Consider the following 5,814-nt stretch of genomic DNA (forward strand, 5'->3'; position numbering starts at 1 on the left):
GCACCGGCCCCCGTGCCACCGACACCCCAGGCCCCCACCGAAACCGGTGCGGGGCCCTTCCCCATGCCCACACCGACCTGCCGCACCGGCCCCCACGCCACCGACACCCCCCAGGCCCCCACCGGAACCGGTGCGGGGCCTTTCCCCATGCCCGTCGTCGGCCTATCGTCGGAGAACGCGGATCCGACGGTCTCGAGGGGGAGCCATGCGGCGAAGTGTTCTGGCGGCGGCAGCGGTGCCGGCAGCCCTGCTCCTGGGGGGCTGCGGCGACGGGGGCGGAGACGTCGTCGTCGTGGAGAGCACGGCCGCCGCGGAGGCCGGCGCGGCCTCTCAGGCGGTCCTCCGGGACGCGGAGGGCGCCGAGGTGGGCACCGTGCAGTTCTCGGAGGTCTCCGCCGGCACGGAGGTCGTGGCCGAGGTGGAGGGTCTCGACCCCGGGTTCTACGGCTTGCACGTGCACGGGACCGGGCTGTGCGAGCCGGACAGCTCCGCCCCGGGTGATCCGGGGACCACCGGGGACTTCCTGTCCACGGGCGGGCACCTCGGCGGCGACGCCGCGGACCACCCGGACCACACCGGGGACCTTCCGAGCGTCTACGTCACCCAGGACGGTCTGGGCTTCCTCACGACCGTCACGGACCGTTTCCGGGTGGAGGACCTCGTGGCCGACGAGGACGGCAGCGCGGTGATGCTGCACTCCGGGCCCGACAACTTCGCCAACGTGCCGGAGCGCTACGCACCCGCGGGGCCCGACCGGACCACGCTGCGCACGGGCGACGCCGGCGCCCGACAGGCCTGCGGGGTGGTCGAGTGAGTGCGGCTCCTGTGACGTCAATACGCCCGTCCGGCGGGGGAGAAGTGGCTACGCTGGAAGGGCTGTAGCCGCCGGTCCGTGGAAGGAGTTCCCCGCCGTGTCCGATGCCCGCTCGTCCGCCGCCCGGATCGATGACGTCACCCTGGCCTACACCGACCGGGGCGAGGGCCCCGTGCTGCTCCTGCTGCACGGACACGCCTACGACCGGAGCATGTGGGCGCGCCAGGTCGAGGTGTTCTCCGAGCTCGGCTGGCGGGTGGTCGCCCCGGACCTGCGCGGCTTCGGCGAGTCCGGGATCACGGAGGGGATCGTCTACACGGAGGAGTTCGCCGACGACGTCGCCGGCCTGCTCGACCAGCTCGGGGTTCCCGCCGCGGTGGTGGTCGGCTTCTCGATGTCCGGGCAGATCGCCATGGAGCTGGTCCGGCGGCATCCGGGACGAGTCCGCGGCCTCGTCGTCGTCGACACCGTGCCCGAGGCGGAGGACCGCGACGGCAGGCGGCGCCGGCACAGCACGGCCGACGCCATCCTGGCCGGCGGCATGGAGACCTACGGGCGCAGCGTGCTCGGCCGGATGGTCGCCGACGCGACGGTGGAGTCGTGCCCCGGGGTGGCGGCGGAGGTGCTCGCGATGCTCCGGAACGCGCCCGCCAAGGGGGCGGCCGCGGCGATGCGCGGGCGTGCCGAGCGCCAGGACCTCAGCGACGTGCTGCGCGGCGTCCGGATCCCGGTGCTCGTCGTGGTGGGCGCGGACGACGTCTTCGACGGCGGGGCGGGCCGTCGGATGGCGGACCTGGCCCCGGACGCGGACCTCGTGGTCATCGACGGGGCCGGCCACACGCCTAACCTCGAGCAGCCCGCCGCGTTCGACGACGCCCTGCGCGCCTTCCTGCGGCGGTTCGCCGACTGAACGACCCGGCGGGAACCGTACGAGATCGCGACCCGGGTGGCGGGCCGCCGTGTTCTCGGAGGGTGAACCACTGTCGTTGTGCGCGATTACTCAGTATGCTGATGTAACACGAGTGCACGACGAAAGGAGCGGACATGAGTGAGACCAGCAACGGCGGTCCCGAGGACGCCCACCAGGAGTCGACGGATCAGCTCACCCTGCAGAACCCGGTGACCCGCTATCCCGTTCTCTCGCCGCCCGAGCAGGACCAGCCCGAGCCGGGCCTGGACGTGGAGCTCGAGCCGAAGACCGATCGCGGCGAGTTCTCCTACCGCGGCACCGGCCGGCTCGTGGGCCGGAAGGCCCTGATCACCGGTGCGGACTCCGGCATCGGAGCGGCGGTGGCCATCGCCTTCGCGAAGGAGGGTGCCGATGTCGCCCTGAACTACCTGCCCGACGAGGAGCCCGACGCGCAGGTCGTGAAGGGCATCATCGAGAAGGCCGGCCGCACGGCCGTCCTCCTGCCCGGCGACCTGACGGACAAGGCCTTCTGCGAGGCCCTCGTCGAGAACGCCGTGAACGGACTCGGCGGACTGGACGTCCTCGTCAACAACGCCGGCAAGCAGGTTGCCGTCGAGAGCCTCGAGGACCTGAGCGACGACCAGCTGACCGACACCTTCACGGTGAACATCCTGGCGATGTTCCGGATCACCAAGGCCGCGCTGCGGCATCTGCCCGCCGGGGCCTCGATCATCAACACGACGTCGATCCAGGCCTACCAGCCCTCGCCGGACCTGCTCGACTACGCCTCGACGAAGGCGGCGATCAACAACTTCACGAAGGGCCTCGGCCAGCAGCTGGCGCCCAAGGGGATCCGGGTCAATGCCGTGGCGCCCGGCCCGTTCTGGACGCCGCTGCAGGTCTCCGACGGGCAGCCGAAGGAGGCCCTCCCGGAGTTCGGGCAGTCGACCCCCCTCGGCCGCGCCGGCCAGCCGACCGAACTGGCCCCGGCCTACGTGTTCCTGGCCTCCCCCGAGTCCAGCTACGTGATCGGCGAGACGCTCAACGTCAACGGCGGCAGCCCGTCGCCGTGAGACCTGTTCTCCCGGGGCGGGTCGCGGCCGACGTCGCGCCACCCGGGGGAAGTGCTTGGCGAGACCGGGTCCACGACATACTCTGGGCACAGCTCGCATACTCAGCGAACTTATCAAGTGCTGTAGAAAGGCGGAATCATGACCACGAACCCCTATGACCCTTCGGCGAGCCACGCGGCCGACACCGGCACCACGTCCAAGAAGGACGTCGCGGCGGAGCAGGGCAAGGCCGAGGCGCAGCAGCTCAAGAACGAGGCGGCCGATTCCGGCCAGCGCGTCAAGGAGACGGCCAAGGACCAGGCCGTGGCCGTCAAGGAGGAGGCCACCCACCAGGCCCAGGACCTGATGGGTCAGCTCCGGAGCGAGCTCAAGGACCAGGTGAAGCCCCAGCAGGAACGCATCGCCTCCACCGTGCGCTCCGTCAGCGACGAGATCAACGCGCTCTCCCGGGGCGAGAAGCCCGAGTCCGACTACGTGACCGGTCTGCTGGGCAGCGTGTCCGGCCGGGTCGACTCCTTCGCCTCCTCCTTGGAGAACAAAGACGCCAAGGACCTGCTCGAGGACGTCCGGCGCTTCGCGGCCCGCCGTCCGGGCACCTTCCTGGCCGTGGCCGCCGGCATCGGCCTGCTCGCCGGCCGCACCACCCGCGGCGTGAAGGACAGCGACGAGGTCCCCACCGACCGCCAGGGCGCCAAGGAGTACTTCGGCGTCGGCGGGCAGCAGGGCGGTGGTTCCAACCAGGGCACCACGGGCGGCGTCGGGACCGGAGCCGTCTACGACCAGGCCTACGACCGGAACCTCACCGCCACCGAGACCTCGGGCTACACCCCGGGCGACCCCTACGCCTACCGCTCCGACGAGCAGGGCGAGGCCGCCCGCACCTACACCGACCGCGTGCCGGGCACCGTCTACCCCGACCAGGAGGGCGACCGTCGATGAGCCATCCCATTCCCCCTTCCGACGCCGAGAACAGGGCGGAGCACGAGTCGCTCGGCGAGATGTTCAAGTCGCTGAGCACCAACCTCTCCACCCTCATCCAGCAGGAGATCGCCCTCGCCAAGGCTGAGACGACCCAGGCCGTGCAGGAGGCCAAGCAGTCCGCCAAGGACACGGGCAAGGGCGCCGGCATGCTCGCCGGGGCCGGCGTGGCCGGCCACTTCGTCCTGCTGTTCCTGTCCATCGCCCTCATGTGGGGCCTGGGCAACCTGGTGGGCCTGACCTGGTCCGCCGTCATCGTGGCGGTCGTCTGGGCCGTCATCGCCGGCATCCTCGCAGCCCTGGGCAAGAAGAACCTCAACGAGGGCAAGCAGGAGATGGCGGAGGCCGCCCAGGACCCCCTGCCCCTGACCCGCGAGACCGTCACCGAGATCCCGGAGACAGTGAAGCCTTCCAAGAAGGAGACCCGATGAGCCAGCAGAACCCCGAACAGATCCGTGCCGACATCGAGGCCACGCGCGCTCGACTCGGCTCCGACGTCGACGCCGTCGCCGAGAAGGTGACCCCCGAGCGCGTCGTGGACCGCCAGAAGGACAAGGTCCGCGGCAAGATGCAGGGCGTGCGCGAGCGCGTCATGGGAGCCTCCGACGACGCCTCCGACCACGGCCGCCACCTCAAGGAGGGTGTGCAGGACCGTGCGGGCGATCTCCGGGACGGCGTGCAGGAGCGCGCCGGTGACCTGCGGGAGGGTGTGCAGCATGCCCCCGCCACCGCCAAGGCCAAGACCCGAGGCAACCCGCTGGCCGCCGGTCTGATCGCCCTCGGCGCGGGCTGGCTCGTCGGCTCCCTGCTGCCCTCCACGCAGAAGGAGCAGGAGCTCGTCGCCGGTGCGGCGGACCGGGTCCAGCCCCACGCCCAGCACGCGGTCGAGTCCGCCAAGGACGCGGCCCAGGAGGTGGCCCAGGACCTCAAGGAGCCGGCCAAGGACGCGGCGCGGTCCGTCAAGGAGACCGCCAGCTCCGGCGCGCAAGAGGTCAAGTCGCAGGGCCAGGACGAGGCGCAGCAGCTGAAGTCCTCCGCCCAGGGCTCGGCGCAGTCCGTCAAGGACGAGACCAAGAACGCCTGAGGCGTGACCGGCCGCAGCGCGGCCGGTGTGGTGCCCCGGCACCACGAGAGGGCCCCGGATCGCTGATCCGGGGCCCTCGTCGTGGTCGGCAGACCCGTCAGCGGGCCCGGGCGACCTGGCTCATCAGACCGGGGTAGTAGCCCGACAGGTACCCCTGCTCGGTCGGGTGCAGGTTGTGGGAGCTCCCGGGGTCGACGAGGATCCACGAGTCCTCCGACCCGACCCCGTGGCCGCGGAAGCGGTCGGTGACGTCCACGAAGACGGCGCCCTCGGCCTCGACCCGCGCGGCGAGGGCGGCGTTGAGCTCGTCCGTCCAGGCGTTGAGCTGGGCGGCGCGCTCCGCGGAGACGAGCGCGCTGTCCTGCCGCTCGTCGAGGAGGTGCGGATAGCCCAGCACGACCACGCGTCCGTCCGTCTCCTCGTCGATCGCGTCCACGGTGGCGGCCGCGGAGGCCGCCGCGGCGGCGATCAGCCGCGGGGCCTGGGCGAGCATGACGTCGCACGCGACCGGCCCGGCGACCGCCTCGGCCGGAGCGCTGCAGGCCCGGATGAAGTCGCCCCAGTGGATGTCGTTGCCGCCCATGGTGAGCGTCACCAGCTCCGCCTCGGCGAGGGCGTCCGCCACGAGCGGCACGGAGACGATCCCCCGCACCTGCGTGGTGGTGAACCCCGCGCACGCCGCGTCCAGGGCCACGTCCACGCGCGGCCGGCTCGCCAGCTTGTCGATGTGGTCCTCCCCGGTTCCCTGGTAGCACCCGGGCAGGCCCTCGACCTCTTGCCGGCCGCCCGTGCCGAAGGCCGCGGAGTAGGAGTCGCCGAGATTGACGACGTCGACCGTGCGCGGGGACGCCGCGGCGGGAGAGGCGCCGACGCCGGCGAGGGCGAGGGCCGCGGCCAGGGTGCTGGCGGTGCGTCGGGCGGGGAGTGCGCGCATGCGGGGACCTTTCGAGGGGGG

The 5,814-nt window shown here is 72.1% G+C and carries 7 protein-coding genes; 6 read left to right on the forward strand and 1 reads right to left on the reverse strand.

Annotated elements, in window-relative coordinates:
- The first annotated feature begins 205 nt into the window (after positions 1 to 205).
- From ABL57_RS00190 to ABL57_RS00215, 6 genes are all read left to right on the forward strand, one after another.
- Positions 206 to 814, forward strand: coding sequence for a superoxide dismutase family protein (locus tag ABL57_RS00190; protein ID WP_047801440.1), 609 nt, complete (start codon positions 206 to 208; stop codon positions 812 to 814).
- Between the two features lie 97 nt (positions 815 to 911).
- Complete coding sequence (locus tag ABL57_RS00195; protein ID WP_082157125.1) at positions 912 to 1,724, forward strand: alpha/beta fold hydrolase; 813 nt, start codon at positions 912 to 914, stop codon at positions 1,722 to 1,724.
- 134 nt (positions 1,725 to 1,858) lie between these two features.
- Positions 1,859 to 2,797, forward strand: coding sequence for an SDR family oxidoreductase (locus ABL57_RS00200; RefSeq protein ID WP_047801441.1), 939 nt, complete (start codon positions 1,859 to 1,861; stop codon positions 2,795 to 2,797).
- A 138-nt stretch (positions 2,798 to 2,935) separates the two neighbouring features.
- Complete coding sequence (locus ABL57_RS00205) at positions 2,936 to 3,736, forward strand: hypothetical protein (protein WP_053004665.1); 801 nt, start codon at positions 2,936 to 2,938, stop codon at positions 3,734 to 3,736.
- Positions 3,733 to 4,206, forward strand: coding sequence for a phage holin family protein (locus tag ABL57_RS00210; protein ID WP_047801442.1), 474 nt, complete (start codon positions 3,733 to 3,735; stop codon positions 4,204 to 4,206). Before ABL57_RS00205 ends, ABL57_RS00210 begins: the two co-directional genes overlap by 4 nt.
- Complete coding sequence (locus tag ABL57_RS00215) at positions 4,203 to 4,859, forward strand: DUF3618 domain-containing protein (protein ID WP_047801443.1); 657 nt, start codon at positions 4,203 to 4,205, stop codon at positions 4,857 to 4,859. The genes ABL57_RS00210 and ABL57_RS00215 overlap by 4 nt, the downstream gene beginning before the upstream one ends.
- A 97-nt stretch (positions 4,860 to 4,956) precedes the next feature.
- On the opposite strand, the gene ABL57_RS00220 is transcribed toward ABL57_RS00215, so the two are convergent.
- Positions 4,957 to 5,793, reverse strand: coding sequence for a GDSL-type esterase/lipase family protein (locus tag ABL57_RS00220; protein ID WP_047801444.1), 837 nt, complete (start codon positions 5,791 to 5,793; stop codon positions 4,957 to 4,959).
- Between the last annotated feature and the right edge of the window lie 21 nt (positions 5,794 to 5,814).

Source organism: Kocuria sp. SM24M-10 (genome assembly GCF_001027955.1).
In the GTDB taxonomy this organism is placed as follows: Bacteria; Actinomycetota; Actinomycetes; order Actinomycetales; family Micrococcaceae; genus Kocuria; species Kocuria oceani.